A 26,813-nucleotide genomic window follows, 5' to 3' on the forward strand; every position below is an offset into this window, starting at 1 on the left:
CTTCATCGCAGGCAACCTAGTTAAGCGTAATGAATATTTTGTTTCCTTGCACATCACGTTCACAGTCGTACCCCAACTCGCGGAGGAAGTTCCTAAGTTTCACAGCAAAACGATAAGCCCGGTAAGGCTGGCCATTTGTGGGATGCAAATAGGGTACTCTCAACTGGTCGACGATCATCTTGGTGGCCGTCATCCCTTGCAGGTGGTACTGGCCTCGAAGGGTATTTTCGCCCAACCAATTGGCAATGACTTCTGCCAGTAGCAGGTCACTACCTGTTACTGGGCTATCCAGGTCGTAGCTTACCGAAGGGTCCAAGGTTATGTTCAGCGCCAGCACACGCCCAGCCATGAGCATATCATGAAAACTTGACGTTATCTGCGGGATAAACTCGGGGAGCCCTTCTTCGGCTGCTCTTTGTACCAAACGCTCATACTGTTTGGTATAAAAACTAGGGGAATGCGACGTATGATTGGCTAACGACACCCCCGAAACAGCATCATAGGCCGTCATGATAAGGCCACCTGTACTGCCGTTATAAGAGTTATTGATAATAGGCTCTACCTCCACATAGATATCTGCACCAGACAATTCGATCACTTCTTGTTTGACACTCGTGAGGTTGCCCCACTCAATGGTCTGATCGTTGGCCAACTGCCGTAACCGCGCACGTAGGTCAACAGTACTGTAACCCGCTGCTGCGAAGCCTTCGCGTACCGCAGTCACAGCGGTCAGCATTACTTTATCTTGTTCCAGTTGCTGCCGCCAGTCTTCCCCTTGTTTCGCAAAGGGAATAACCATAATGGTAGGCTGATACCCAGGCATACTATCTAATCGGGGTTCTGTTTGGGCCCTAACCAGCTGGATACAGCTATAGAAAAACAATAGTAATAGGGTATATTTTCTCATTTCTTTATCGTTTTAGTGTTCGTTCCGAGGTGTCGGAACTCACGGAGACTCGTGCCTCGTGGAAGTGTTCGCTTCGCTCACGGGTACTCATTATACACAATCCCGCGAACGCCAGTGAGCACTTTCATCTAATCCACCAGTCCCAAAAACATCATTTTCATTAACCAATGCGACTTTTGATCACCGGGAACAGCATAAAGGACGTGCCCTTCTTCGCGGGCATCATACAACTGGGTGGAACCTTTCAATATTTTACATTCCAGTAAACGATCTTCTTGCCGCTGAATACGTGCTTCTGCCAAGACAATCGGCCGTGCAAGCGTATCGCCGCTGATCACATAATATTCATTGAAGTAAATTTTCAGTTCCTGCCCAGAAAAATTTGGCATTGTGGTTGCCACCAAAACCTCATTGATTTTATTTCGGCTTTCATGTAAAATATCCACAACCTGCATTCCGCCCTGAAAGGTTCGTAAAACAAACCTCCTCACTTTTTTCGACAGTTGGGCAGCAGCCTTGCGTTCAACCTGAGCAATCAAGCTCTCAAGCGGCGCATCCATTTCTGGTTCACCGACCTGGGTGCTTAGAAAACCTTCCAAATGGCTAGTTTCAGCTTTCATTAATTGGCCTGTGCGTACATCCAGCAGACTTAGCTTTAATTGGTAACGCAAGCTTACTGTTTTCGTAGGCAGACCGTCTGGCGAGGTCGATTGGCGAGGGGCTAACTTACGGCTTAGTATCCGACCGACCAGTAAGTAATCAGCACCCAGTGCAGCAATGCTTTCCCGGTCGCTGGCCAGGTAATCTTCGTGGCGGACTTCTTCTCGCGCCATAAAAACCGCATCAAGGCGACGGCGGTCTACTATCCGGAAACCTTCGTTTTCGGTCAAACCTCGTTCAGCAGCTTCTCCAAGCAGGAGCAGGCTACCCTCCCCCATCTCTACATCACTGACAAAGGTCGGTACTCCAATCGTAGGTACTACGGATTGGCCTTCAACACCCAGCGAAAAGACAAGGAGCAAGAACAGCAGACAGAAATTTATAGATAAATTTTTCATAGGGAAGAGTAAGCTCATAACAACTTCATTGCACTTAAATCACAAAGGTAACCCTATTCCAGAAAAAATGCTGACAGCCTCTAAACTGTCCTTGTGCGGTCATTATTATCAAAAAGGTTGATCTTTACGAATCAGATTATTGTTACAGTGGCGTTCCTTTAAAAACTACAATTATGAAACCTACGTATTGTTTATTCCTCTTTTCGCTAATTTTCCTGGCCTGCAATCCTTCTACATCACAAACGACAACAGCCCAGGAAGTACCACCACCTACAGAAGAACCTGCGCCATCTTATTCCGCTTCTGACACACCTACACTCGCAGAAGCCCAACTCGATCGTGCATTGGAAGATTACAGCCAGGCCATTTTTGCCAGTGGTTGTTTTTGGTGTACCGAAGAGGTATTTGAACGCGTAAAAGGCGTAAAAGGCGTTTATTCCGGCTATATTGGTGGTGAGGAAGGAATGCGGCCGACTTACAGTTCAATCGGAACCGGCAGAACGGGTTATGCAGAGGCTGTCGTAGTCTATTTTGATCCTGCTATTGTATCTTATGATTTATTGTTAGAATTCTTCTATGCCAGCCATGATCCTACCCAACTCAATCGGCAAGGGCCGGACGTAGGCACCCAGTACCGTTCTGGTGTTTTTTATCTCAATGATGAACAAGCCAGCAAAGCCCGTGCCTACCAAGACAAGCTCAACAGCACTGGCAAATATGATCAAGCTATAGCCACAGAAATCACTGCCGCCAGCACCTTCTACCTGGCAGAGGAATACCACCAAAACTATTATCCTCAGCATCCTGAAAATCCTTACATTCAGCGGATCAGCCGCCCAAAAGTGGAAAAATTCGCAAAGGAATACGCTCAATATTTAGAGAAGGCTTAAAAAATACAGAGGGATGCGGGACGTTTCTATCGTCCCACATCCCTCTACAACAACTCTGCCATTAAAGGCTTGCTAATATTTAAACAAACGTAGCGTTTCCTGCCAAGTGGCTCCTTGAATTACTACCTGGTAGTTACCCGGTGGCAGGTAATCCATTTTCACTGGCATTGTGAAGTCACCGCCATCTAACTGGATATAATCTTTCTTGATGATACGCCCATGCGCATCCTGCAAGAACATTTCTACATCTTCCTCCGTCTTGGTCCAACCGCTCAATTGAGCATCATTCGCTGTTGGGTTTGGATAAACAGACCATAAACCTACACCAGAGGTATTCTGCGAAATACTCGGCCAAGTCTGCAGGTTCATATTTCCATTATTGGCATTATCACCTTCTATCCATTCGATGGTATAGTCCTCTACTTCACCGTAACTGATATTCGCACAATAAGAAGCAGGACTGCCATAACGCATAGAAATTCGCATACGAGTAGTACCCTGAGCATTTTCCGGAGGTGTAAATTGAGTGTTGACGGAACCTGCCCGAGGGCCGATTGATGTGACCTCTTCTCCTGGGTCCGCAAAATCTCCGTCGCGGTTATAATCAATCCATACCCTCCAGAACTCGTTATAATTCGTGCTGGTATAGCCTGGCACCAACTTCAGGTTGTGTGTAGCATCTTTTTGCAGGTGCAAAACAATGGAAGTATAATCTCCATAACCATCATCGTTACCGCTGGCATAATTGTTGCCATTGACAAAAATTGCGCTTATCCACTCATAGTTCGTGTTTGCTCCCTGAGACTCACAATACACTAGGCCTGGGCCATCCGTACTTTCATCATTAACCCAAACTTCGGTACTGGTCTGGCAACCGTTTTGATCCGTAACATGAGCGATATATTGCCCTGGCGAAAGATTCGATATCTGCTGCCCTTGGCCACCATGCTCCCAATCGACGGCATAAGGGCCTACTCCTCCGTTGACGGTAATTTCAATAGCGCCATTATCTCCGGTAGTAGCATGGGTAACGCTTACGCCTAACTCCAATTCCTGAGGATTTCCCAGCGGAAAACCACGCACAGCACTACAGCCAGCAGCATCTGTAATCGTTACCAAATACACGCCACTATTCAATCCTGAACGGATAGCGTCCTGACTTCCATCTGCCCAAAAATAAGAGAAGGGAGCAGTACCTGAATTTACCTCAAGGGCAATCCAACCATCTTGACCATTGAAACAAAGTGGATCAACACTGGTTCCTGATACAGAAAGGCCAACAGGGCTCACCAACTGGATAGACGCCACCATTGAACAGTTGCCGTCTGTAACCGTAAGAGAATAATTTCCAGCCGGAAGCCCGCCAATAAAGTTACTGCCAGTAGCACCGTTACTCCAGAGGTAGGAATAATTCCCACTTCCACCAGAAACCGTAGCGCTAATACTGCCACTATTTGCAAATTGACAATTAGGTGATTGACCATTTAACGAAACGGCCAAAGGTGGAGCACCCCCAACCGAAATATTAGCGGTGGTAAAACACCCCTTGGCATCCGTAATCATTGCATAGTAATCACCGGCAACAAGTCCGGTTCGAATACCTCCTACTGCTCCATCAGCCCAGTCAATTTGATAAGGACTTGTACCTCCATCAGGCAGAAGTGTAATACTTCCTTGTGCACAAATGGCAGGCATTACAGAATAGTTATAATGCAAAGGTTCTGGCTCTGTCAGCATAACAGAACGAGTAATTGTTTGGGTACCATCATTAATCTGGACAGTATAAGAGCCAGCGCCAAGGCCTGTAATCGTTGTTTGCTGACTTCCTGTACTCCACATATAAGTGTAACTACCACTTCCTCCGGTAGCGGTTACGCCCAGCGCTCCTGTGAGATCACCTGAACAATCAATTCGATTGATAATCGTAGTCGTTGCTTGAAGTGGTGGAGTACCATTTTCTTCCACACAGAAAAGATCGTAACTAATAGCATCAAATTCACCGCCAGCGACCAGTTCATTGTCGAAACCATCTGTAAGGCGGAACCAGCCATCACCATTGGTACAACACATTCCATCACTATAAGCGTCCGTAACGACTAACGTAAAACAGCCAGGCGGTAGGCAAATCGTCTCCTCTTGGTAACTAAAGGCAGGCACCCCAGTGTAGGGGCCTCCTGAATTTCTTATTGCTCCAGTAGCATCCAGGATATACCAAGAGGTTTCTCCAGGATAAAGGTCAAATTGTAAGGCGAGCGTTACCACCGTTTCACAACCAAAGTGCTCGTATTCCTGTGCATTCGCACGACGACCACTCAAGCCATTAGGGAAAACCGGGCTTACTGAATGCCAATATTTTTCGCCAATGACGGCATCTAATTCAAAACTCAAGGCGGTAGTATTTCCAACAACTTCCATGTATTGATCTCCAAGCCGAAAGACTTCATAAGCAACCGCACCAGGTACCGGTTCCCAACTAGCCAGCGCCGTGCTGGCATCCTGATAGTCTACCGTAAATTCTGGAACCGAAGATATAACACCCCGCTGCTGCGAAACCAAAGTCGTGCTTCCCCGGCGGAGGCGAAACTTCAACTGGCTGGTCGCGTTATTCGGTACTGACCATACATAAGAACGGGTCGTTGGTGCCAAGTTGGTCGCCAGATTAGACCAGCTTTGACCATTGTTGTACGAAACATCAAGGGAAAATGATTGACCAGTGGTCACTGCATCCCAAACAATCATCGTCTCTTCACCAGGTACATACGTCTCCCCTACCTGAGGACTAAGCAGCTCCATAGGAGACATTTCTATTTCATATACCACATAGTAATTCTGTGGTCCTTCAGGTACTTCAAATCCCTCTACGATGAGGTTGTAATAACCAGCAGCAGGTTGATCAATTACTACCTGCTCAACGTTATTGAGGCGATCTAGACCAGGAAGCGCAGCTCTTCCCAAGCTATCAAGGTGGGGGAATGCACTCGGTATCCAAGGCAATTGCTGTTGACCATTCGGCTTTTCTACCCGCAAATCCAGATCATTCACTAAAGCCTTGGCACTCAACACACTGCCCGCAGGATCATGCCAGTACAACATGACTTTTACGCGTTGAGCACCACTGGGGATCGCCAACTGAAAAGACTGCGTTTGTTGGTGTGAAATTGTTCCTTGAAGGTAGTTTTCAGCTTGCAAACTAGCCAGCGCCTTACGAGCATTCATACGCCCCCAGCCATAATGAAAATCGGGGCCAGCAACTCCTAGGTCATCCGCAGTATTCAAGGCAAGTGCCTTGATTAACGCAGAGGAAGGGTAAGCATTATTGTGGGTTTCCCGGTAGTAACCGTAGAGTATAGCAAAAGCTCCGACAGTATTAGGTGCTGCTGCTGAGGTTCCAGAACTATAGCGGTAAGAATTATTAGGGCCAGTAGTGTAATCATTTTGCCCTAAAGCACTAAGGTCAGGCTTAATTCTACCATCAGGTGTTGGGCCTCGGCTGCTACTGGACAATAATTCATCGTTCCAATCAATATTTCCTATCGCAAGAACATTCTTTCCAGCCTTACGGCCGCCCGTAATCGTAGCGTAATAGTTACCCGACTCATTGGCACCCAACCAACTGTAGGGGTTATAACAAGGATCGGTGCCATGATTTCCCGCAGAAAACACATGTAATAAATGTGGGTTATTGAATACCTGCTCGTCAATCGTAACGGTTGACTGTTCGTATACTTCCCCACATCCTTCTCCAAATGAAGTGGAAGTGATTGCTGTGCCAAAATCTTCAAAATGAAGTGGTGCAAGATCTACATGGGTGTAGGAGCTTATGTCAAAAAGGTGAATCATTGCTCCCGGGGCACTTCCCGCTGTAGCAGGATTGATATTCCCTGCTCCAGCGGCCATACCACTGGTCATCTCCGCATGACTGCCCGTATCGTACTGGGTGTGATCAACAAGCCGGCCATGGAAATCAAGATGTACCACACCTCCGTCGTCACCGATAGCAATTGCCATTCCCTCTCCAGTATAAGGTAAACCGGTAAAAGAACGGATAATCCTACTACTGAGACGCCCAATATTCCCTTCCGGAATAGGGGCAACAGGAGCAGCTTCCGTATACTTCAAAAGTGGACAGGACAATGCTAGAGACAAGTCATCAATAGCAATTTCATAAGTCAGCCATTTCTCTTGGAACGATAAAATAGAAGCCCCTTCGTTTTCAAGTGCTTGTGCTAACTGCAAAAGACTGACCCCAGGAAACGGTACGCCAATGAGATGATAGGTGGTAGTATTCTCTTCGCCGCTGCCAAAATTAAGGGGAGCATTTGGCCTTTTATGTTGGGCCTCTAGCGGAACAACCTGAATCATATCTTCCTGTAGAAGAAAGTCATCCGGCTGTGTATTGCTCACCAGGTAAGCGTAGTTATTCAAGTATTTATGAAAGGAAAGGCCAATTTCGGCTAATTCAATTTTTCGTTCATCTGAAGCTATTCCTTCAAATTGAACAATAGCATAACAGCCATTAAGTGGGTCACAATTATTTTCCGGCCAATATGTCGGGAGTGTGTTCCTTTGAACAGAGGGTGTCGCAATGAGTTCATTATTCAATAATATCCCATTTCCATTCTGACTATATCCTGCTCTAGATAGTACGCACACCAAACTCAGCCATACCAGGTATCGCATAGTTCTGTGTTTAAAAAATGTTTGGACGGATAGGTTGAACATTCAATTGCTCATCCTCACCTTTGCATCAGATGGAAAAACCGACGAGTAGTTGCGCCGGCTATGTTTTACGGTAAATACAGTGTTTCAAAGCATAAAAAAGCAAAATAAGACATTACTGGGGACAGCTTTGAATTACAAATATAAGTAAAAAAATAATGTTTAATACACTAAGGGCTTGCGCCTTCCTTGAATTAGGCTTGAAACAAAAAGTAAAATTTCGGCTCAAAAAGGAAATAGCTGTCTTTTTACTACCACTCCTTACTCTAAAGCAACCGTTTACTCAATCGCTGCATTAATTCAATATAATTACTAAAATCTAATATAATCAACCGGATCGACGGGAATTCCGTGCCACCATAGTTCAAAATGTAAGTGTGGGCCTGTTGTCTGATGCCCCGTGTTTCCGATGATTGCTATCGCTTCACCGCCTTTTACAAAGCTCCCTACTTCTTTGAGTAACTCTTGGTTGTGCTTGTAAAAAGAAATCACGCCATTTTGATGTTGAATTCCTATAGTATACCCCGTATCATAAGTATAATCAGAAAGAATAACAAAGCCATCCATTGCAGCCTTGACAGCTGTTCCTTTAGCTGCAATAATATCGACCCCATTGTGGTTTTCATCCAACTCAAAGCCACCGATAATTTCGCCCCGTATCGGGGCAACAAAAAACAATTGCTCCAACGGAATATCACGACTACCTGAGATAGGTTGCTGGCGGGCATTACGTGCAGCTGCACCTACAGATTCCAGCTCCATCTCTCGGCGCAGCTGCATTTCTTCTGCTGAGATGGTGACTTCTTCAATATTATCCAGGTTCTCTAAAGCGGCAGAATCAATCCCTTGCTGTGATTCTAATACCGATTGGTATTTCCCCAATAAGAGGTTGCGAAAATTATCAGCGTAGGCTGTTTGAGCTTCTAATTCCCTTTCAAGGGAAGTAATTTCAGAGGATAGCTCCATCAATTCTTCGCGAGCAACCACATCACCAAAACCGGGCAAGTATTTTTTCAATGGCGTGAAGGCGATCAGCACAACGACGATTAATGCCACCAATACCACAATACTGCTCAGTGCCAGATAAACATTCATCAAACTAAGCTGAAAAGAACGCACCTCTTCAAAAGTATCTTCGTTCATTACCGACATTCGGTAACGGTTGTTGAGGCTAGCTCTCCAGCGCTGCCAGGCGCTACTTCCTTGTTTTCCCTCTAAATCTTCCATAGTATTCTATACTTCTACCTGCTTTTCCACGTTTACTAAGGTGGATTAAATTGGACACATTCTTCATTCAGTCGTTAAAATCAATGATTTGGAGACTTAAACGACTTTCTTTAGGGTTTGAAGTATGGACAATTAAAAATACCTTTGTTAGAATTTCGGCAAAGATAAGTGAATAATTCTTTGCTCATCACAAAAATCACTTGGCTTGAGACAGATTAACAAGCTCTTTTGGATTGCAATCAGCATGGTAGTACTTACGGCTTGTACTACCCAAAAGAAGAAAGGAGAGCTAACGACCGTAGGTAAGTTATGGCACAATACCACTGCTCACTATAATGGCTATTTCAATGCCAATGAAATCATTGAAGCTTCGAAATTGCAACTGGCAGAGCAGCATCAGGATAATTATCTTGAGTTGCTGGATATTTACGAATACACGGAAGTAGACAACCCCAAGGTCATTGCAGAGCAAGTCGACGAGGCCCTCAAGAAGGTAACCGTCGTTATCAACCTTCATCCTTATAGCCAATGGTCTGATGATTGTTATCTTTTGGCAGGGAAAGCGCTTTACCTCAAACAGGATTACGAAAGTGCTGAAAAAGCTTTCCGGTTTCTCCTAAACGAATATCCGCCTGAGGATAAAGCTGCTAAAGTCGAGCAAGAAAAAAATAGCCGCCGCAAAGGAAAATCTGGCGCTAGCAGAAACTCGGGAAGAAGCAAAAACACCAGTACGTCTGCTGGTTTGGAAGGCGAAAAGCCTTTGACGACTAAGCAACGTCAGAGAGCTCGTAAAAAATACAACAGGGAGGTTCAAAAACGTAAAAAGCAAAGGCAGAAGGCACGCCGCCAGGGCAAGACCCCACCCAAGGACCCCGAAGTTCCTGATGAAACACCAAAGCCTACCCCTACTACCGATGAGCCCGCCGCGACAGAAACCGACGAATTGCCTCCAGTAGGTATGGTCCGCCTTTCGAAAGATCCTGTTACAGGAGGTGTCGATGGAGATACCGACCAATACCGCCTCAAACACCGCCCAGCTTATCAGGAAGGGCAATTGTGGCTAGCAAGAACCTACATCGAAAGAGACAACTACAATGCAGCTCGTCGCATTCTTAACCAGATGGAGAAAAACCCGGCTACTTTCAACGATTTGCGTAGTGAAATAGCTGTTGCCATGGCACACCTGGCAATTAAAGAAGGGGATTACGATATAGCAGCTCAAGCCTTGGATGAAGCTGTTGATCGTGCAGAAAACAAAGAGGACAAAGCTCGCTTTTCCTTTATTCAGGCGCAGCTTTATCAACAGCTAGGTAATAGTGAAGGCGCTTATACTGCTTACCAAAAAGTAGTGAGATACAAGCCAGCTTACGCAATGGAGTTTGCTGCTCGCCTAAACATGTCGCAAAACGCTTACCTATCAGGCAAGGGTTCTGCCGAAGAAGCAATCGCCAACCTGGAGCGCATGCTCAAAGACGAGAAAAATGAACTTTATCAAGATCAGATTTACTTTGCAATGGCTGGCATTCAGCTTGCCCAGGGCAATGAGGCAGAAGGTATCGTCTTACTTGAACAGAGCCTGAGTGTAGGCAGCTCTAACGCTGCTCAACAAGCCGAAGCCTACTATATCCTTGGAAGCCTTTATTATGCCAAGGAGGATTACCTTGCTGCTAAGACCTATTTCGATAGTGCACTTAGCGTAATGAATCCCGGTGATGAACGCTTTCCTGCAACAGAACGCTTGCGCGATAACCTGGTAGATATTGCTCGCAATCTGGAAACGATTACCCTACAGGATAGTCTTCTGAGAATTGCAGAAATGACCCCGGAAGAACAAGCCGAGCTTGCGAAGAAGCTCTATGAAGCTAAAGGCGTTGGTAAAATAGATGATGCCAATACTGGCCGCGATAAATTTAACTCGTCGACTGCTCGGGTAGCGATGTCTGGAGGACCTTCTGCTGGCCCTTCCTTGCGTACAGAATCTAGCTTCTTCGCTTACGATGATCGCGTGATGAAGCGTGGTGCTCGGGAATTCGATCGCCGCTGGGGAGACCGCCCACTGGAAGACAACTGGCGACGTAGTAACCGTGCAGACGCTGGCTTTGACACCGTAGAAGAAGCTGAAGAAATCGATCTCAACCTGCTAACCCAGGAACAAATCGATAAGATTCTTTCTGATGTTCCCAAGGATAATGGTGCTCAGGAAGGTGCTCGCCTACAAATTAAAAAGGCCATGTTTGAACTGGGTCGACTCTATCGTGACCGACTCGAAAATAACCAGAAGTGTGTAGATATTCTGGAAGAACTCAACGAACGTTTCCCTGGGCACATCCACGAATTGGACAGTTGGTACTACCTCTACCTTGCTCATTCCGACCTTAACAACGCTAGCGAGGCTCAAGTCTACAAGGATAAGATTTTGCAGAAATACCCTACCTCTACGTTTGGGCAAATTCTAATAAACCCCAACTATGCACAAGAGTTCATGGATGGAGAACGGCAGCTTAATCGTACTTACGATGAAGTCTACCAGCTTTTTGAACAAGGACAGTTTGAGCAGGTAATCACCCAATCCAAAACCAATGCTGGTCGCTTGATTGGGCAGCACCCTTTAAAACCTCGCTATGCACTACTCACAGCCATGAGTACCGGTAGTACAGAAGGGAAGGAAGCCTATATCAGTGAACTACAAAAGGTCATTGCGACTTACCCCAGTTCTCCGGAAGAAACGCGTGCGAAGGAAATCTTACGCCTTTTAGGGGGCGCAGGAGCCAGTTTACCTGGTAATACCCAGGAAACCAGCGGTGCTTTCCAGGTTGCAGACAATGAGCTTCACTACGTGATCATCGTCTTTGAATCAGATGACATTGACCTTAACGCTAATAAGATCAAGGTTTCTGACTACAACCGTAAATACCACAACTTGGATAAACTGCGAATCTCCAATGTTTACCTCGGCCAGAGCAATGACGTTCCTGTGCTGGTATTACGCCGTTTCAAGGACAAAGATGCCGCCATGTCTTATTACGATGGTGTTCAAAAGAATGGAGCAGACTTCATCAATCCCGGTGAGGTTCCTTTCCAAATCTTACCAATCACCCAGAGTAATTACCGCGAGGTGTTGAGAAATCGTTCTGTCGATGGCTATCCTGCTTTCTTTCAGGAGAGTTACTAGAAAAAAAGCTGCTGGGAAACCCCAGCAGCTTTTTTTAATTCCTTAGTTGATTATTCCACTGCTCGCTTCGCTTCTGGAAGTTGAGATGTTGCTGCACTCCTGGCGGGAGGTTAAGTAAAAACTCTCGCAAAGTAGGGTAGGCATCTTGCCGAATCCCGTCGTTAGGGAGCTTAGCGACTTGATTTAACCGATTACGAGTCGTGGACCAATCGTCTTTGAGAACAGCCAAAACAGCTTCTACTGCTGTTGGCCAACGATACTGCGAGAGGTACTCTTGCATATCCTTGACGGGTTGCTGCGCGTCTTCCCAACTACCTGTGTATAGCAAAATGTATACATAGTCTCCGGCCGTATGGTTAAACTCCAAACTATGACTCAGCAAAGAGTCTTTTGGGAGCATGCCTACCTCATTGAGTGCCATTGAAGATTCATACCATTCTTTGGCACTTTGGTACGCCGACCAATAGGTCTCGTTGAGAAAGTCTGTATTGCCTTCTAAATCAGTTTCCTCAAAATAAACAACACTCTCTCTGAAGTCTTGCTTGTCTGTTCGATAGGTATTATACAGCTGTAGCGCAGCTTGAGTCTGGGCAACTTCCCCGCGAGCCAAGGCCCCTACTTCTTCTAAAATGAGATTTTCAACGCCGCTGTATCCATAGGTTTCCAAGAGAGAATAATAATCGAGGTACGCTTCTTTTCTCTCCCCTAGTATCAATTTGGCATTCGCCAGTTCCATCGTTAGATAAGGAGACTCTACTGTGGCGTATCTCTGTTTAGCAGCAGTCAACTCTGCCTTGACATCACTTGCATTACGAGCATTCAACTTTAATTTGACCAAAGCTTCTTCGGCCAAGATATTGAGGTATGTTTCCTGATAACCGATATTTTCAGGACTAATAACAAGTAATTGCTCTGCTCCTTTTCGACCTCGACCAACACTTGCTGCTGCTTTTGTTGTCTTGTCTTTACGCAATTCTAATTGCTGCAAATAGTAGTTGAAAAGAATATAATCCTCCAGACTGCTTTCTTCTTGCTGTGTTTTCTCCCAACGATCACCATAAAAGCGGACCGCTTCATCGTAGAATGCCTGCCGCTTGCCATCGGTATCCAATGCTGGATGCTCTGTATTTACCCGATAATACATCAAAAGCAATTCTTCCTGGACAGGAGCTGAAAAACCTTGTATTTCATCGGCAAAACGAGGTGCCGATGCAGGCGACAACGGATCGGGCAAGGATTGCATAAGGGCTGTAAGACGTTGAAAAAGAATTTCATCCTGAAGATGAATATCCCGCCGATCCCAATTTGCATATTCTTCGAGCAAGGCTAAAACTTCGCCATTAAGCAGGGCTCCAACAACCTTTTCTCTCTGCCCTTCTTGCCAATCGAGTAGCAGGTGTAACATTTCCAGGCGCTTCAACTGGGGTTGTAATCGCGTTGCTTTACGTAAGGCCACCTCTGCAGCCTGGTCATCTTTCTGCCCTAACCTAAAATAGGTTTGCTCAATCCAAATATTAATCATTGCGAGCGTATCAGAGGAAACAGGACGAATCTGGCTGGTTCCCTTCCGAAAATGCAAAGAACTGGCTTTATCAAAAAGTGCGGTAGCTACCTGTTTGTCACTACTTAGCCAAGCCTGATCCACGTAATATTCACCCCAATTCTGGCGGATTCTCGCGATTTCTCGTGTTTTGAGTAACTCGAAATTGGCTTCTTCCTGAAAATTGACCCCTTTTTCCAGCTCCCATTCTTCAATACGATTACGAAATGGTTGATTATCTTTTGAAGAAAGTTGTTCGAGGTAACGGTCTTTTCCCGAATTGGCGAAATAGTAATTGATTTCTGGCGTAAACAATGGCCATATTCCTACCTGCCCATTCGCAAAGTAGGTATACAGGTAGTTGCCTTTCGGCGAAAAAGCCATTTGCCTGATCCCTCCAATGGAAAGCTCAAAAATCTCACTTTGAGTTCTCAAATCCCATATACTTACAGAGGAACTTCCCCTTTCGTATTTTCCTTCTGATGGAATTAAATCTTCCCCCATTGCTGCCAGGTAATGGCCATCAGAAGACAGTTTCATTTCTCTGACTACTTGCTTCCGGACACCTCTCAGTATAGAAATTGGCTTACCTGTATCAATGTCCCAAGCACGAGCGTATTCCAACTCATTGCCATTAAAGAAGTACTCACCATCATCCATAAGGTGAATTTCATACAATAGGTTTGCGTCCCCTCCTGTCCATGCATAATAATTTTCGGGGTCACCCATCGTGTATTTCAAAGCTGCATTGCCGGCCGTAACCTCTAACAGCTGAGGAGCAGCTCCTTTTTGTACATACAGTAGTTCATCTCCTCCATTGATCCAGGTTCCGCGGGCAGCACCTACACCAGTTTCATTAAGAGAAAAAGTGGTCGACTGGTAAATGCTTCTTGCCTCAGTATCTCGATTAGTCCGAACCTCATAGACGCCCTGGTGGCTAAGAATATACAGCAATTGATCATTTGTTGGATGAAAAAGAACAGTGCCAAGGTCATAATCACTGATACTACTAGCGTATTTTTTTAGTGTTTGAGTAGTGACATCATAAAGGTTTACGTCGTATTCTCGGTCGAGAATAGCCAAATAACGACTATTGGCGGACCATGCCCAATCCATAATTTCCCCCTCTATTTCCATGTTAATGGTATCCGTTGATGCGGCTAGAGGAAACAACGTAAACCTATCCTGAGCGGGAGCAATCGCCAAGTACTTCTCGTTTGGAGAAAAAAGAACATGGGCAATATCTTCTTCTGAAAAGGCAAATTCAAATAATAATTCCCTGCCTTTCATGTCATGCACCATCAGATGGTTATACAGATCATGTGCACCTCCTTCTTCAACCACAGCAAGGATCCTTTCGCTATCCGACCAGGCTAATTGGTCATAACGATTGGGGGCCACCTTAACCTTAGGCAAGTAAAAATAAGATGCCAAGCCCCCTCCTTCCGGATTTAACGCTTCACTTAAGTTCTTAAAAATGACTTCCTTTAATTCGGCATCGTAGGCAGGCTGTAGATTCAAGTACCGATCAAGCTCTTGGGGAATCGCTGAATAAGTAGAAAGTGCCAAACTACCAGAACGTGGGTGCCAGTCCAGATCGTGAATTTGAGACTCCATCGTTAGCAAGGTGTCAAATTGGGCATTCATGGTGGCATTCAATCGCCAAAACCCAACTTCATTGTTTGTATTACCAACGGCCAAAAAACCACCACTAGTTCCCCCAGAATAAGCAAGACTAAGATGAAAACCTTTCACGCGGTCAAGTATCTGTAAAGGCTGATATTTTCCTTCTCGCCCGGAGAGCTCCCATACAATGGTTTTACTATCATCACCAGCAGAAGCAAAATGAGTATCATCAAGCCATAGCACATCTCGTATCCAGTCCGTATGATTAGATAAGCGTTCGGTAACTCTTTTCCTCTCCCAATCATATACCACTAAGCTATTGTCATCTGACCCTACAACTAAAAACCGTCCATTCGATGACCAATCAACGGCACGTAGATAATCATTGGTAATTTTTATTTCAAAGAGTTTATTCAACTCAATATCATAAACGATGAGTTGGCCAATATCATTAACGATTGCCAAGAGTTTACCATCTGGCGACCAAACCAAATCGCGGGAGGTTTCCCCTAGGTCTTCACTTTGAACAATGGTCATCGTAGACACATCCCAGATCAACAACTGATTATCAGAACCTACTGTCGCCAGAAAATTGCTATTAGGTAAAGCCTCAGAAAGGCCGGGGTGCCAGGCAATACTGAATATCTCTATCCCAGAAAGGTCGAAACTGGTTATTTTTTCCTCATCTACTATCTCCAGTTTGGTGCCTTTTACGTAAGCCAAGAAATTACCATCCGGCGACCAATCAGTTTGCGTGATACTTCCTTCTTCCAGTGCTGAGTTCCCCGGAGCCAGGCGCCCCATTTGGAGGTCTTGTTCTTCCGGAACGATATAGTTAGCAGGAGGCTCTTTCGCCAAAACCATGTGGTCATTCCCCTCTACTGTATTATAATTACCGCGCCAAGCAAAGCGGTCGACCCCATTGGGTAAGGTCGTTGGTATCCGCTCATCAGCAGTAATGCGATAAAAAGTATTGCTATTCGTAACGAGACCTATCTCTTCTCCAGAATCGGTATAACGCACTTGATAGACCCAATCGTCAAAAGTCAACCTGTTGACCACTTGCCCTGTGGTATCCCAGAAAACCAACTGATTGTCATCTCCTCCACTGATAATAGTATGCCCTTCAGGGTGCCAATCTACCGTGCGAACATAATCAGTATGTCCCCTCCGACGATGGGCAATCTCGCCGGTATTTACTTGCCATATAACCACGTACCCTTGATCGTCACAAGACACGAAACGAGTAGCATCCGGCGACCACGCCAAATCTCTGATCCAATCATCATGCCCGCCTGAATAGGTACGCCTAGGCGAAACCTCTTCTTTTGCATACAGATAGATAACATTGTCAAAAGTAGACACCATTAGCTCATCTGCTACCACAGGCGACCACCGTACTGTACTTGCCGTATTCAATAAACTTAGGCTTCGATCTGTTAAGGTCCATCCTTGAGGTGAAGCCTTAAGGAAATTCACGGAGGTTCCCCCATTGATAAAGGCCAAAATATTGCTTTCTAAATTCCAGTTTAAATCGGAAATATCATATTCTGAAATATCTTCGTCGAAAACGACCTCTCCACTTTCCTGAAAGATAACTATACGGCCATTGTCCATTCCTACAGCTAACCATTGACCATCTGGCGACCAGTCTACAGTTACAATTCGGGAATAAGCCAATTGTTCTTCGTCATAGCTGTAATCGTACAGCCCTTCGTCAGGGTCATAATCGATATATTCCAGCAATTGATTATTCAACAGACGATGCATCATTTTCCGAACCTCATGATGCGTACTATCTACATAATTGTAAACAAAATCTGTTAGCCACCGTGCTTCTTCAAGACCGATCTCAGTGCCTTGATTGTAATAGTTATTCGCCAAGCGCAAGTAATTAGTCACCAGTGCGTCCCTTGTCATTCTTTCGTTGATGACAAGTTGCTGGTTTACTTTCTTGCGTTCTCTGCGTAGATCATCTGTTCGTTTTTGCAGTGCATTAAGGGTTGCTTGTTGTTCTACTACCAGTTCATTGAGGCTTTCGTTTTGTTCTCCAAATATTTTAATAATCTGATCACTTAAAGCATCAAGATCATCTTGATGTTCCGGGCATTTATCACAAGCTTCCAATGCTTTCAGTTGCCTGTAGGCCAATCCACCTTTTTCTATGGATAAATAATACCTAGTACTATCGAGAATTTTCAGAAAATCCTGGCAAAGTAATTCTTCGTCACAAGGCTCAAATGCTCCGTAAGCTTCGTTTTGACTATAAGAAAACAAGCCCGCGCTCAAGAAGCCGATAAACAGGATTATTTTCAGTTGCATGTTCCTTGGATTTTCTTGTTTTTCACTTGCGCATTCAATCGCTCAAGTGTTTTATTTTCCCTTGTGTAAGCTCTCGACACCTCTTCCTTTCCATCGGTACCATAAGCTTCAATGAGGAATTTCGCTTTATCCAAATTGTCCTCTGCTGAATCGCAATAATTGGCGATGATAAGGCGGCGGGCATCCACGAGATACTCTTTACAAAGAATCAGGTTTTTCTCTGCCCTTTCACTTTGTGCTGTTCTCAAGCTAGTCACGGCCCATACTCCTGTAGCGACGGCGAGCACCATCAAGACCGCTGATATCCAGGCCAGTCGTTTGGCTTTAAGCTCATTGCGTTCTGCTATATTTTTAGCTTCCAGTGCTTGTTGTCGCTGATCTTCTGCTTTAGTTCGGGCCTCATCTGCTATTTTCTGGGCTTTTTTGGCTTCTCCTTCAGCTACTTGCGCCCGTGCCCTCTCCTCTTCGGCTTCCGCCATGGCAGCTTCTGCTTTGTACTGTAGCCCTTCTGCTATTTTTCTTTTACGCTCCTCTTCTTCCAGTTGTTCTTTTAGCCGGTCTGCTTCTCCGGCATCAAAGACTGCTTTGGATTTCAATACAGGGGTAATGAGACGGTCGTGGGTCAACTCATAAGTTACGCCACCACGAAGGAAAGGCTCCGTGCGCAATAGGCCATTAAAAACCAATGCATTCAAGGTTTCTGCCTCAATACCAAATCGTTCTTTGATCTGGGCTTGGTGCATACTCAGGCGCATCCCTCCGTTCCCAACTTTTTGCACCAGATTGTCTTCAATAAAACGCTTAACGGTCTCTTCCTGCTCATCTGGTAAATCATCAATACGGTCGCGGTAATAGATGTCGACGATCTCCTCCATCCCATTACCAAACTCATCATTCTTAGCTGTAGAAACCAAGAGGTCGGATATTTCTATCGACTTCTTCTGCGGGTCTTTAATAATGAGTCGTTCGAAATAAGAACACAGCATTTGGAGAAGAATACCTTCTATTTTTCCCTCTTGGGTTAGAAAGTCAAGAATTTCTTCCTGGATTTCCGGGGCATAAGAAAAAGGAGGGGTGTCGTAATCACCTTCTTTTTCTGCTGCTGGCCCTACGATAGCACTGCGGGCGCCTTCCCGTTCGAGCGCATCCAGTTCCAGCGTATTTTGCAAAATATCGGGCAAAGCTGGAGACAAGCGCTCCAATAAATGGAAACGGTTGGAACGTATAGCAATGACAATTTTGATATCCAGTCTTTGGAAGACCGAATCTCGTTGCGCGTGCCCCTCTAACTCCTTCTTTTGTTTAAGTTGATCGCGATATCGTTGTGGCAAACTGGTTTTCAACAACTCTGCCAAGCTATTTTCATACAGTTCGATTTCCTTTTTTGGGTACGTAAAAAGTTCTTCAAACTGGTCGAAAACAAAAAGCAGCTTGGGCCTTTTGGTATTGATAGAGAATGTCTTGGTGTAGTACCACAAGGAATTATCCCACTGAACCAAATCATCAAGAATGGTCTTGTCCAGATTGGTCGGGTTTTCTGCGATGGCCTGTACGGTACTCCGCAGCGGCGTATTGGTGCTTTGTGGGGTCCAGGCTCCAAGGCGGACATTGATCAGATGGTAGCCCTGCTCCTCCATTTTGGGCAATACCGCTGCGTTAAGCAAACTACTTTTTCCGTACCCGGAACGGCCGTACAAAACGGTCAGTTGTTTGTCTTCAATCAACCTGCGTAAGCGATGAGCTTCGGATTTCCGCCCATAAAACAAGTGGGCCTGATCAGCGGAAAAAGGTTTTGGCCCTGGGTAACGTTTACTTTTACTCATCGACCAAGGCTTTAAGGTTAGCAAACTGCATATTCAGAAAAGAAGTCAGCTTGGCTTCTTCTACCTGAAATTTATCATAGGTAATCAGGTTGATATTGTAGTTGCGGTGAGCCGAGCGGTAGTTACTGGCTCCAAGCGTCAGGTCTCCAAAATATTCACTGTACTTTGCAGGTTCTGACAGGTATTTCACCGAAAGCTCCTCCAGAACACTCAGGCTTTGTTCATGATGTCCTGCCTTCAACAGGGTTAAAAATTGCTCGGCATCGCGATCAAAGTTAGCCGTTGCAGCCCCTCCTGTCACCTCTTTCAATAAGTTGGCATCCTCACAACGCTGGTGCAATTGATCAATAAAATCCAGGCTCTTACTATCGTAAAACTTAAGTTTATAAAGGTCTTCGTAAACTGTTTTCTGGTCCCAAAAACGCTCTGGAAATCTTTTAAGCGCTAAAACCCGAGGAGTGTCTACGTGAAAATCAAACATCCTTACCAACAGTTGCATATACCAGGATTCCAATGGCAAGCCAAGGAAAATGTAGTACTTAGAGTTTTTTAGCAGGTTTTTTAAATCCGCATCCATACTCTTGGCCTCATAGATGGACTCCAGGTAATCAAAAAGGTCATTATGCGAAATAACCATGCTTTCATCAGCCGTCATTTTGCCTCGCATATAATAAACCAAAGGGTCATCTTTTCGACCCGGCACAAAATCCTTCGGTTTCTTCTTTTTATTATAAAAATCGGTATGAAAAGCAAAGTCTTCACCATAAGCCTCCTCAATCAAGGTATTGGGGCTAAGGGTTACAATGGTAGAAAAAGGGATTTCTGCCAATTTGCGTAAAACACTTTTGGCTTCAGCCAACTCTTCCTTATGCTCTTTGAAGAAGTCGCGGTAATACGACATAAAATTCCATAAGCTCTCATTCTTATCCCGGTCATTGAGCATAAAGAACTTATCGTCCCTGTAGAATTTATCAATGAAAGGTGCCATTTCTTCACCGCTCTTATCTTGAAGGTATTTGCACAAGGCATCCTCCAGAGAATCGTAGCCAGGAAAGGGTAATATCCCTGGACCGACAAAAAGCAAGGTCTCTTCCTTATTCAATCGGTCTAACAAATACTCCCACTGCCTATCAGGCAAATTAAAGGTGGGGCTTTTGGCATTATCGACATTAGTATCCCCCATTAGCTATTTTCTGATTCATTAATACGGGTCATAAAAGGTAAACTTAAGCACAGTGCGGATAGCAAAATAAGGATAAGTTAACGATTCCCAAAAATTGAGTCAGTCTTTCCTTAATTTGGCAGCTGCAAACTAACTTAACCGTACCCATTGAAAGCTTTAAATCACCGCAGTGCTCCATTTTTAGGATTTTACCTGATGGTACTCTTGCCAGTGCTATTCATTTGGTTGTATTTTGGAAAGGGGCAAATCCACTTGTTCATCAACCATTATCATTCTCCTTTTTTTGATCACTTTTTCTATTGGATCACTAAATTAGGTGAACCTCTAGTTGCTTGTACGGTAATAATAGGCTTATTGTTCTTCAAATATCGCTATAGTCTGATATTGGGGCTGAATATTGGCATTTGTGCACTGACGGTAAGCATCCTCAAAGCTATTGTAGTGAATGATATGCGTCCTTTCAAATTTTTTCAATACTTCAACGCGCCGCTTCATTTTGTAGAAGGCGTGAGGTTGCACGAATACAATACCTTTCCTTCCGGCCATACCACACTGGCTTTTAGTTTCTTTTTTCTGCTCAGTGTATTTTGTAAAAAGCCGTGGCTATCTATCGTATTTTTTGTACTGGCGCTACTGGTTGGTTATTCTCGGATGTACTTGTCGATGCATTTCCTGGCGGATGTGTGGGTGGGGTCTGTTTTAGGGATAAGCATCGCTATTGGCGTGTATCAGTTGGTGACGTACCATCGGTGGTTTACGAGTAGAAAATGGTGGGATGGGAGGTTGAAAGTGTGAGAAATTTGCTGGTAAGGCAAAACTTCTCAGCGACTAATATGACCTAATAGAACACGGATTTGACGGATTTAACGGGATTATCACGGCCTATTCAATAAAAAAATAAAAAATCTGTTTTGATCCGTTTCATCCGTTAGATCAGTGTTCTATCCTATTTTTTTTTAGTAAATTCTTCATTGGATGTGTTTGCTCTAGGGCAAGTAGAACCACTCTTAAAGAATAAATAACTTCCAATTGCATCTTTCTAATTCGACTAAAAGTTTACTCCTCCTGGCGCTACTGGCGGCTGTGATCTTCCTGCCCTACCTGGGTAGTGTGCATCTTTTTGACTGGGACGAGATCAACTTTGCGGAAGCGGCGCGTGAAATGCTGGCTACAGGCGAGTACTCTTACGTACAAATCAACTACCAGCCTTTTCAAGAGAAGCCCCCTTTGTTTTTCTGGATGCAGGCCCTGAGTATGAAAGCCTTTGGCGTGAATGAATTTGCTGCCCGCCTGCCCAATGCGCTTTGTGGTATACTGAGCCTTATGACCTTGTTTTTGATGGGTACCCGCTGGCATGATCGGCGCTTTGGCTGGTGGTGGGCTGGGCTATATGCGGCCTCGCTCCTCCCTCATTTTTACTTCAAGTCGGGGATCATTGACCCTTGGTTCAACTTCTTCATTTTCACGGGCATCTATTTCCTCATTCGGACGCATCAGGAGCCGCTCCGTGGGGTGCGCCTGATGGCCCTGAGTGGGTTATTTATCGGCTTGGGGATCATGACGAAAGGGCCGGTGGCTTTGCTTATTTTCGGGCTCGTTTACTTCATTTATTGGGGCCGTAATCGGTTTAAGGGCTTGCTGCATTGGTCACATATCATGAGCTTTACGGGTAGCCTTCTGGCGGTAGGTGCCTCCTGGTTTTTAGTTGAAGTAGCCAGGGGCCGCGGCGAAGTCGTCCTTGATTTTATCGTCTATCAGATTCGCTTGTTACAAACACAGGATGCAGGCCACGGTGGGCCTTTCTATTACCATTTTATCGTCCTGCTTTTGGGGTGTTTCCCCGCCTCACTTTTCTTCTTGTATGCTTATCGCAAACCAGTAGCCAAGGAAGAAGTAGGCAAGTGGATGAAAATCCTGTTTTGGGTGGTGCTCTTGCTGTTTTCGCTGGTTCGTACCAAGATTGTTCATTATTCTTCGTTGTGCTATTTTCCCCTCACCTATCTGGGCGCATTGGGCCTGTGGCACTGGCAGAAAAGCGACGCCTCTTTCCCCGCTTGGCTCAAGTGGAGCATTGGATTGATCGGTACGGTCTTGGGGCTTCTCTTCACTGCCTTGCCGCTGGTGGATCGTTACAAAACGACTATCATAGAAAGCGGCATGATCAAAGACCGCTTTGCGGTAGCCAACCTCCAATCCGACGTTTATTGGGGTGGATGGGAGTGGTTGCTAGGGATTTTGTTCTGGTTGGGAATAATGGTCAGTCTATGGTTGCTTGGCCGTTCACGAAAGGCCATCTTCGGGCTTTTAGCCACCTGTTTGCTGGGGTTAGAGCTACTCAGCCTGGTTTACATCCCCAAAGTAGAACAGTATAGCCAGGGAGCTGCCATTCGTTTTTACGAAAGTAAGCAACAGGAAGATTGTTACTTGCTGACCGTCGGTTTCAAAAGTTACGCCCACTTGTTTTATGGTCGCAAGCAGCCTCCCACCCACCCTCAACACGCCGACAGGGAATGGTTACTTTCGGGCAAAGCGGACAAAACCGTTTATGTTGTCACTAAAAATATTCGCAAGGAAGAACAATTAAGTTGGCACCCACAGCTGCGGGTGCTTTACGAGCAAAATGGCTTTGTGTTTATGCAAGTGACCCCTTTGTAAAAAACAAAGTCATTCTCCAAAACGAACTTACACCTCCTTCCTTTGGTTACAAAACAATGGGTGGCCATCACTGTGTAGTGGCCGGTTCCCGTAAATTGTTTATATTCCTGTCAAGCTTATAGTCGGTATAAATAAATAATTGATCGGAAATCACCACAGACAATGTTCCGTGGTGACCCTCTAATACAGTTTATTTATCTTACTTCAGCTATTTTATGAGCCAACCTACAACAAGCAATATTGAATTGCTATCCTTTGACATTGACAATACACTAATTGATCTTCGAAGCCTCAATGGAAACTTTCCCGCTATCTGGGAAAAATACCGTGATCAGCATAATACCCTCCTCACCTACAATACCGGCCGACTTTATAGAGATGTCCTCAACCTGATAAAAAAGGGAGTGCTCCCCGAGCCCCACTTCATCATCAGCGGAGTAGGTACGCATATCTATGATTTTAATCGAGGGGCAGTACTCAAAGAATTCAATGAGATATTGGATGAAGGGTGGGATTTAGAGCTGGTAGAGAAAACGGTCGCTTCGCTCCCTTTCCCTATTGAGATACAGCCTCGCAAATATCAGCATGGCTACAAACGCAGCTACTTCTTTCATGGTGCTGAACCGGCGGAATTACGCCAAGCTGAAAAAGCATTTGCTGCTGCCGGCCTCGACATTAACTTGGTTTATTCTGGCGACAAATACTTTGACATCCTTCCCAAGTGGGCCAACAAAGGCAATGCCTTGCAATGGTTGCTCAAACACCTTGAACTTAGCACAGCCCAAACCTTAGTCGCTGGCGACAGTGGCAACGATGCCGCTATGTTTGAACTAGAAGGTATCCAGGGCATTGCCGTAAGTAACGCCAGAGAAGAACTTTATCACATCACCAAATACCTCCAGGTCTACCACGCAGAACACCCCCGAGATACCGGAGTAGTCGAAGGTTTGGTATTTTATAAAATCCTGCCCGAAGAAGCACTCGAAGAGGTACAGACGCTCACCCCAGTTCCTGAAGCACACTTTCTGCGGCAGCAAACCGACCATCCCATTCATCATCAGGACACCAAGTATGAATTGATCCTAGAAGGCTACCATCAGGCGGTAGCAGCCTTGAAGAAGAATATTTCCCCCCTCGGTTTTCTTGCCTGCCCTATTGAATACAACGAAGCCGAAGGCACCGACGAAAACTACCACTCCGTTTGGGCCAGAGATGGGGCCATTACCGTTATTGGTTCGCTGAGTTTGGTCAATGATCCTGAAATTCACCAATGCCAACGACAAACACTCGTTACACTAATGGACAACATCTCCATTAATGGCCAAATTCCCGCCAACGTCCGTTTGTCTGATCAAAGTCCGGATTATTCTGGCGTGGGTGGCATTTGTTCTATTGATAGTGGATTGTGGGTAATCATTGCCTTCCACGACTACATCCGCGCAACCAGTGATATTGATTTCTTAAAGGAACATTTTGCAGATTTACAACGAGCAATGGACTGGCTCAGTGCCCACGATTCCAACAACGACGCACTTTTGGAAATCCCTGAAGCCGGTGACTGGACAGACCTCTTCGGTCGTAGCTACCACGTTCTTTACGACGAAGTACTGTGGTACCGAGCCAATGTCTGCTTTGGCCGTCTGCTAGAGATTCTGGGAGACCACAGCAAAGCAGGTGATTATATAAGGTGGTCACAGGTTATCCGTAAGGAGATTGTTACGAACTTCTGGCCGAGTACCCAACAAGAAACAAAGCAGCGGTTTGATTTTGCCGACCAGCAGTATTCCCTGGGAGATACCAAGTACCTCCTTGCCCAAATTACGCCTTTTGATTTCAGCTGGCGCTGTGATAGTTACGGCAATATTTTGGCCTACCTCTACAATGTAATTGACCCCGAAAAAGCTCACAAGTCGCTTCGCTTTATGCTTGGGGTTGGTATGAATGACCCCTTCCCCATCCGCAATGTCTACCCTGAAGTAAGCCCTGGTGACCCAGATTGGCGTGCATACTACACTGTCAACCTACTGAACCTGCCCAACCACTACCACAATGGTGGTATTTGGCCTTTTATCGGTGCTTTCTGGGTGCAGTTTATTGAAAAACTCGGACAACACGAGATGGCCATGAGTGAGCTATACAAACTAGCGCTCATCAACAAAGCAGGCATTAGCGGCGAGTGGGAGTTTACCGAATGGGCACATGGCAAAACGGGCAACCCTATGGGAAAAGTCTACCAAGCATGGTCGGCGGCTCAATACATCGCTGCTTGCCATCAACTTAAAATTGTCTAACAAGCCCCTTTCCCCCTACCAGGTAAGCTTATTTGATAAACTTAAAAAACCACAAAAATGAAATCCATTTTAATGATTTCCCTCCACGGATACGTTGCTGCCGAGCCCGAGTTGGGTAAACCTGACACCGGTGGCCAAGTCGTCTATGTTTTAGAGCTAGCCGACCGTTTTAGCCGCCTGGGTAAAAGGGTAGATTTATTGACCCGCCAGTTTGAAGACCAACCTGAATACGACGAGGTCAACGAGAACTACAAAGTCTGGCGTATTCCTTTTGGAGGCAAAGAATTTATTCGCAAAGAAGATATGCATGACCATCTTGGTCAGTTTGTAACTAATACTCTGGCCGCTATCCGCAAAGCGGGCAAACAATACGATATCGTCTACACCCACTATTGGGATGCTGGCTGGGCGGGCCAAAAAATCGCGGAGGAATTGGGCATTTCTCACGTCCATACTCCCCACTCATTAGGTTGGTGGAAACAACATTCGATGGGTAACGATATGGATGAAAAGAAGATGGAAACGACCTACCGCTTCAAGGAGAGAATCCGGAAAGAGTATTTCGTTTACCAGATGTGTAACCACGTTGTTGCAACTACCATTCCACAGGTAGAGTTGCTCACCAAGCAGTATGATATGCTGGCGCGGAACTGCTCCATGATTCCTCCCGGAATTGACGAAAATCGCTTTACCCCCGTCCCATCCCGAGAGGTCGACCGCATCCGGGAAAATCACGACATGGAGCCTTTTGATATTCTTATCCTGGGTAGGATGGCCCACAACAAGGGCTATGACCTAATGCTAAAAGCCATGCCTACTATCCTGGAACTCAAACCCGAAGCTCGCCTTGTAGCAGCCGTTGGTGGCGACGGTTCCAAACAGGACAGTAAAGGAGTGGCCAAACTCAAAGTACTCGCCAAGGAATTGAACATCGCTGATAAAATTATCTGGAAAAACTACATCTCAGACGAAGACCTCGCCAATATTTATCGTGCCGCTAGCATTTTTGCGATGCCCTCCCGATACGAGCCCTTTGGCATGGTGGCCATAGAAGCCATGGCCTGTGGAACCCCCGCCGTCATTACCGTCCATGGCGGCCTGAAAGACTTGCTGGACTTTGGCAACCAAGGCTTATTCGCTGATCCGCACCGCCCCTTGGAGTTTGGTGCCATTTGCGCTATGCCCTTACTGTATCAGCAACTACGCAATGAACTTTCGGTAGAAGGTGCGCGTTTTGCACGCCGCAATTTCGGCTGGACAGGCATCGCCAAACGCATGTTACAGATCTTTAACCAGTCGATCAATCGGCAGCATTCAGAATCGAATATTTTCACTTCTTAGGGGCCATGCCGGTAGTCGCGTTGCGTTGCAAACGCGACTACGGCACCAGGCTGTCTGGT

General features: G+C 45.5%; 13 protein-coding genes. 6 read left to right on the top strand and 7 right to left on the bottom strand.

The window, feature by feature from the left end; genetic code table 11:
* Positions 1-16 precede the first annotated feature (16 nt).
* On the bottom strand, positions 17-907 hold the full coding sequence (locus ACRBG0_RS02945) for a DUF6175 family protein (RefSeq protein ID WP_431485436.1): 891 nt from the start codon (positions 905-907) through the stop codon (positions 17-19).
* A gap of 128 nt (positions 908-1,035) precedes the next feature.
* Positions 1,036-1,965: a hypothetical protein gene (locus tag ACRBG0_RS02950; protein WP_431485437.1), complete on the bottom strand. Its 930-nt coding sequence runs from the start codon at positions 1,963-1,965 to the stop codon at positions 1,036-1,038.
* Positions 1,966-2,138: 173 nt separating this feature from the next.
* Between ACRBG0_RS02950 and msrA the strand changes: the two genes are divergently transcribed.
* Positions 2,139-2,855 (top strand): peptide-methionine (S)-S-oxide reductase MsrA, encoded by a 717-nt coding sequence (msrA, locus tag ACRBG0_RS02955; protein WP_431485438.1) that lies wholly within the window; start codon positions 2,139-2,141, stop codon positions 2,853-2,855.
* 72 nt (positions 2,856-2,927) lie between these two features.
* Here msrA and ACRBG0_RS02960 read toward each other — a convergent pair whose 3' ends face one another.
* Both ACRBG0_RS02960 and ACRBG0_RS02965 read right to left on the bottom strand, forming a co-directional pair.
* Positions 2,928-7,535: a S8 family serine peptidase gene (locus ACRBG0_RS02960; RefSeq protein WP_431485439.1), complete on the bottom strand. Its 4,608-nt coding sequence runs from the start codon at positions 7,533-7,535 to the stop codon at positions 2,928-2,930.
* Positions 7,536-7,886: 351 nt separating this feature from the next.
* Positions 7,887-8,801 (bottom strand): M23 family metallopeptidase, encoded by a 915-nt coding sequence (locus ACRBG0_RS02965; RefSeq protein ID WP_431485440.1) that lies wholly within the window; start codon positions 8,799-8,801, stop codon positions 7,887-7,889.
* A gap of 205 nt (positions 8,802-9,006) precedes the next feature.
* On the opposite strand from ACRBG0_RS02965, the gene ACRBG0_RS02970 reads away from it, so the two are divergent.
* A complete protein-coding gene (locus ACRBG0_RS02970; protein WP_431485441.1) occupies positions 9,007-11,973 on the top strand; it encodes a tetratricopeptide repeat protein in 2,967 nt (988 codons plus the stop codon).
* A gap of 34 nt (positions 11,974-12,007) precedes the next feature.
* Here ACRBG0_RS02970 and ACRBG0_RS02975 read toward each other — a convergent pair whose 3' ends face one another.
* From ACRBG0_RS02975 to ACRBG0_RS02985, 3 genes are read right to left on the bottom strand one after another with little or no spacing between them, the layout of a single operon-like run.
* Entirely contained in the window at positions 12,008-17,461 is a 5,454-nt protein-coding gene (locus ACRBG0_RS02975; protein WP_431485442.1) for a hypothetical protein, read from the bottom strand.
* On the bottom strand, positions 17,452-19,284 hold the full coding sequence (locus ACRBG0_RS02980; RefSeq protein ID WP_431485443.1) for a hypothetical protein: 1,833 nt from the start codon (positions 19,282-19,284) through the stop codon (positions 17,452-17,454). The genes ACRBG0_RS02975 and ACRBG0_RS02980 overlap by 10 nt, the downstream gene beginning before the upstream one ends.
* A complete protein-coding gene (locus ACRBG0_RS02985; RefSeq protein ID WP_431485444.1) occupies positions 19,277-20,467 on the bottom strand; it encodes a hypothetical protein in 1,191 nt (396 codons plus the stop codon). The genes ACRBG0_RS02980 and ACRBG0_RS02985 overlap by 8 nt, the downstream gene beginning before the upstream one ends.
* Before the next feature lie 147 nt (positions 20,468-20,614).
* On the opposite strand from ACRBG0_RS02985, the gene ACRBG0_RS02990 reads away from it, so the two are divergent.
* The 4 genes from ACRBG0_RS02990 to ACRBG0_RS03005 all read left to right on the top strand — a co-directional run bounded on the left by ACRBG0_RS02990 (position 20,615) and on the right by ACRBG0_RS03005 (position 26,754).
* Positions 20,615-21,262: a phosphatase PAP2 family protein gene (locus ACRBG0_RS02990; RefSeq protein WP_431485445.1), complete on the top strand. Its 648-nt coding sequence runs from the start codon at positions 20,615-20,617 to the stop codon at positions 21,260-21,262.
* 234 nt (positions 21,263-21,496) lie between these two features.
* Complete coding sequence (locus ACRBG0_RS02995) at positions 21,497-23,122, top strand: ArnT family glycosyltransferase (RefSeq protein WP_431485446.1); 1,626 nt, start codon at positions 21,497-21,499, stop codon at positions 23,120-23,122.
* Positions 23,123-23,337: 215 nt separating this feature from the next.
* Positions 23,338-25,413 carry an HAD-IIB family hydrolase gene (locus tag ACRBG0_RS03000; RefSeq protein WP_431485447.1) on the top strand — a complete coding sequence of 692 codons (2,076 nt, stop codon included), beginning with the start codon at positions 23,338-23,340 and terminating at the stop codon, positions 25,411-25,413.
* Between the two features lie 57 nt (positions 25,414-25,470).
* Complete coding sequence (locus tag ACRBG0_RS03005; RefSeq protein ID WP_431485448.1) at positions 25,471-26,754, top strand: glycosyltransferase; 1,284 nt, start codon at positions 25,471-25,473, stop codon at positions 26,752-26,754.
* The last annotated feature ends 59 nt before the right edge of the window (positions 26,755-26,813 follow it).

Origin of the sequence: Lewinella sp. (genome assembly GCF_050633125.1) — a bacterium.
Classification (GTDB): Bacteria; Bacteroidota; Bacteroidia; order Chitinophagales; family Saprospiraceae; genus Lewinella.

What these genes read in the sequence shown, in the direction of transcription:
- ACRBG0_RS02945 (WP_431485436.1), bottom strand. Translation starts at nt 907, where the DNA reads ATGAGAAAATATACCCTATTACTATTGTTTTTCTATAGCTGTATCCAG.
- ACRBG0_RS02950 (WP_431485437.1), bottom strand. Translation starts at nt 1,965, where the DNA reads ATGAAAAATTTATCTATAAATTTCTGTCTGCTGTTCTTGCTCCTTGTC.
- msrA (WP_431485438.1), top strand. Translation starts at nt 2,139, where the DNA reads ATGAAACCTACGTATTGTTTATTCCTCTTTTCGCTAATTTTCCTGGCC.
- ACRBG0_RS02960 (WP_431485439.1), bottom strand. Translation starts at nt 7,535, where the DNA reads ATGCGATACCTGGTATGGCTGAGTTTGGTGTGCGTACTATCTAGAGCA.
- ACRBG0_RS02965 (WP_431485440.1), bottom strand. Translation starts at nt 8,801, where the DNA reads ATGGAAGATTTAGAGGGAAAACAAGGAAGTAGCGCCTGGCAGCGCTGG.
- ACRBG0_RS02975 (WP_431485442.1), bottom strand. Translation starts at nt 17,461, where the DNA reads ATGCAACTGAAAATAATCCTGTTTATCGGCTTCTTGAGCGCGGGCTTG.
- ACRBG0_RS02980 (WP_431485443.1), bottom strand. Translation starts at nt 19,284, where the DNA reads ATGAGTAAAAGTAAACGTTACCCAGGGCCAAAACCTTTTTCCGCTGAT.
- ACRBG0_RS02985 (WP_431485444.1), bottom strand. Translation starts at nt 20,467, where the DNA reads ATGGGGGATACTAATGTCGATAATGCCAAAAGCCCCACCTTTAATTTG.
- ACRBG0_RS03000 (WP_431485447.1), top strand. Translation starts at nt 23,338, where the DNA reads ATGAGCCAACCTACAACAAGCAATATTGAATTGCTATCCTTTGACATT.
- ACRBG0_RS03005 (WP_431485448.1), top strand. Translation starts at nt 25,471, where the DNA reads ATGAAATCCATTTTAATGATTTCCCTCCACGGATACGTTGCTGCCGAG.